This is a genomic window from Sphingomonas sp. Ant20, from assembly GCF_000783375.1.
Lineage (GTDB): Bacteria > Pseudomonadota > Alphaproteobacteria > Sphingomonadales > Sphingomonadaceae > Sphingomonas > Sphingomonas aerolata.
In genome coordinates, this window is sequence record NZ_JRVI01000211.1 from 1 (window position 1) to 3,183 (window position 3,183).

The window sequence follows — 3,183 nt, forward strand, 5'->3', positions numbered from 1 at the left end:
CGTCGTCACCGGCCGCGCCCGGCTGCGCGCCGCGCTGCCCGCGGGGTGGCGGATCGCGCACAAGACCGGCACCGGCCAGGATCTCGGTCCCCGCAACGCCGCTTCAACGATGTCGGGCTCCTGACGGCGCCCGACGCAAGCGCTATGCGATCGCGGTGATGATCGGCGACACGCTGCGGCCGATCCGCGAACGCCAGATGCTGATCCAAGCGGTCGCCGCCGCGGTCGCCGCGCATGCCGGTGGCGCCCGCCCGTCGGTCTGAGATTTTCCTCACACCTGATACCCAACAACCACGCTTCGCCCATTGGTCCGCGCGCGCGCATCCGCTAGACCGCGCGCGATGCCCCATCTCTATCTCGTCGACGGCTCCGGCTATATCTTCCGCGCCTATCACCGGCTGCCGCCGCTTACCAACAAGCATGGCGAGCCGGTCGGCGCGGTGTACGGCTATACCACGATGCTGTGGAAGCTCGCGGACGAGGTCCATGCCGCGGATGGCCCCACCCACATGGCGGTCATCCTCGACAAGTCGTCGAAGACGTTCCGCAACGATCTCTACGACAAGTACAAGGCGCAGCGTCCGCCCCCACCCGAGGATCTCGTCCCGCAGTTCCCGATGATCCGCGACGCGACGCGCGCCTTCTCGCTGCCGTGCATCGAGACCGAGGGGCTTGAGGCCGACGACATCATCGCCTGTTATTCGAAGGCCGCGCTGGCGCAGGGCTGGTCGGTCACGATCGTCTCGTCGGACAAGGACCTGATGCAGCTGATCGAGCCCGGGCTCGACATGTACGACACGATGAACAACCGCCGGCTGGGCGCGGAGCATGTCGCGGAAAAATTCCACGGCGTCACCCCGGCGCAGCTCGGCGACGTGCTCGCGCTGATGGGCGACAGCGTCGACAACGTCCCCGGCGTCCCCGGCGTCGGCCCGAAGACCGCCGCCAAGCTGATCCTCGAACATGGCGATCTCGAATCGGTGCTCGCCGCCGCCGAGGGGATGAAGAAGGGCAAGCTGCGCGACAATCTGATCGAGCATGCCGAGATGGCGCGGCTGTCGAAGGTGCTGGTCACGCTCAGATGCGACGTCGCGCTGCCCGAGCCGCTCGAGGATCTCGAGCTCAAGGGCATTCCCGACGCACCGTTGCGCGCGTTCCTCGATCATCACGCTTCAAGTCGCTGATCGCCAAATTGTCGGCCGTCGCCGAAGCACCGGTCGCCGAGTCGACCGTCGTCGCGGACATGGACGCGGACGAGCCGTGCAAGCATGACGATTACGAGACCGTCGTCGACGAGGCGGCGCTCGACCGCTGGATCACGCTGGCAAAGCATCAGGCTGGATCGCGATCGACACCGAGACGACCGGGATCGACGCGACGCGCGCCGACCTGGTCGGGATCAGCCTGGCGCTGCATCCGAACCTCGCCTGCTACGTACCTATCGCGCATGGCGGCACCGATTTGCTCGCGGAAAACCCGGCCCAGATCGACCGCGCGGTCGTGCTGGCGAAGATGAAGCCACTGCTGGAGGATCCGAGCATCCTCAAGATCGGCCATAACCTGAAATACGACATGATCGTCCTCGCCCGCGCCTATGCCGCCACCGGAGGCGTGACGATCGCGCCGTTCGACGACACGATCCTGATGAGCTTCGATCTCGACGCGGGGCTTCACGGCCACGGCATGGACGAGCTTGCCGCGACGCACCTTTCGCACACCTGCATCGCGTTCAAGGACGTGGTCGGCACCGGCAAGTCGCAGCGCAGCTTCAACGAAATCGACCTCAAGGCCGCGACCCATTATGCCGCGGAGGACGCGGACGTGACGCTGCGCCTGTGGCGCCGGTTCAAGCGCCGCCTGCCCGCCGAGGGTTCGACGCGGGTCTACGAGATGGTCGACCGCCCGCTCGTCCCCGTCATCGCGCAGATGGAGATGCACGGGATCAAGGTCGACGCCGCGAAGCTGTCGAAGCTGTCGACCGAGTTCGCCGCGCAGATGGCGAGCCTGGAGACTGAGATTCACGCGCTCGCCGGCGCGCCGTTCACGATCGGCAGCCCCAAGCAATTGGGCGACGTGCTGTTCGAGAAGATGGGCATCAAGGGCGGCCGCAAGGGCAAGTCCGGGGTCTATTCGACCGACGTCACCGAACTCGAGCGCATCGCCGCCGACAAGGATTCGCCCGGCGCGGTGATCGCGCGCAAGGTGCTCGACTGGCGCCAGCTCTCGAAGCTGAAATCGACCTATACCGATGCGTTGCAGGCGCAGATCAACCCGGCGACGGGTCGCGTCCACACGTCCTACTCGCTGACCGGCGCGCAGACCGGCCGGCTGTCGTCGACCGATCCCAACCTGCAGAACATCCCGATCCGCACCGAGATCGGCCGCCAGATCCGTGACGCGTTCGTGGCGGAGCCCGGCAACGTGATCCTCGCCGCCGACTACTCGCAGATCGAGCTGCGACTGGCCGCGCACATGGCCAACGTCCCCGCGCTGAAACAGGCGTTCGCGAATGGCGACGACATTCACAGCCTCACCGCGCAGGAGCTGTTCGGCGAGGTCAACCGCGACACGCGCGGTCGCGCCAAGACGATCAACTTCGCGATCCTCTACGGCATCTCGCGCTGGGGGCTCGCCGGCCGGCTTGACGTGTCCGCGGACGAAGCACAGGCGATGATCGACCGCTATTTCGATCGCTTCCCCGGCATCTCCAGCTACATCGTCGACACCACCGAAAGCGTCCGCGCGACCGGGTTCACGACGACGCTGTTCGGCCGCAAGACGCATTTCCCGCGGATCCGCTCGAAGATCCAGCACGAACGCCAGGGCGCCGAGCGCGCCGCGATCAACGCGCCGATCCAGGGGACGAGCGCGGATATCATCAAGCGCGCGATGGTCCGCATGGGCCCTGCACTGCTCGAAGCCGGGCTGCCGAACGTGCGCATGCTGCTCCAGGTCCACGACGAACTCGTGTTCGAACTGCCCGAGGGCGATGTCGAGGCGGCCAAGCCCGTCATCGAACGCGTGATGGCGACCGCGGCCGAGCCGGCGGTGACGCTCGACGTGCCGCTGGGGATCGAGATCGGCACCGGCCTGAGCTGGGGCGCAGCGCATTGATCGCGCGGGGCGGCAGCCGGCCACGCCCGGCTGACTCGCACAAGCGCGGCCGGCGGAGTCGCTCCGACC

The 3,183-nt window shown here is 67.1% G+C and carries 2 pseudogenes; both read left to right on the plus strand.

What is annotated here, in order from left to right:
- A pseudogene (locus NI18_RS23705) lies at positions 1-263 on the plus strand (serine hydrolase); the annotation flags it as partial.
- 78 nt (positions 264-341) lie between these two features.
- Positions 342-3,114, plus strand: a pseudogene (polA, locus tag NI18_RS18535) (DNA polymerase I).
- Positions 3,115-3,183 lie beyond the last annotated feature (69 nt).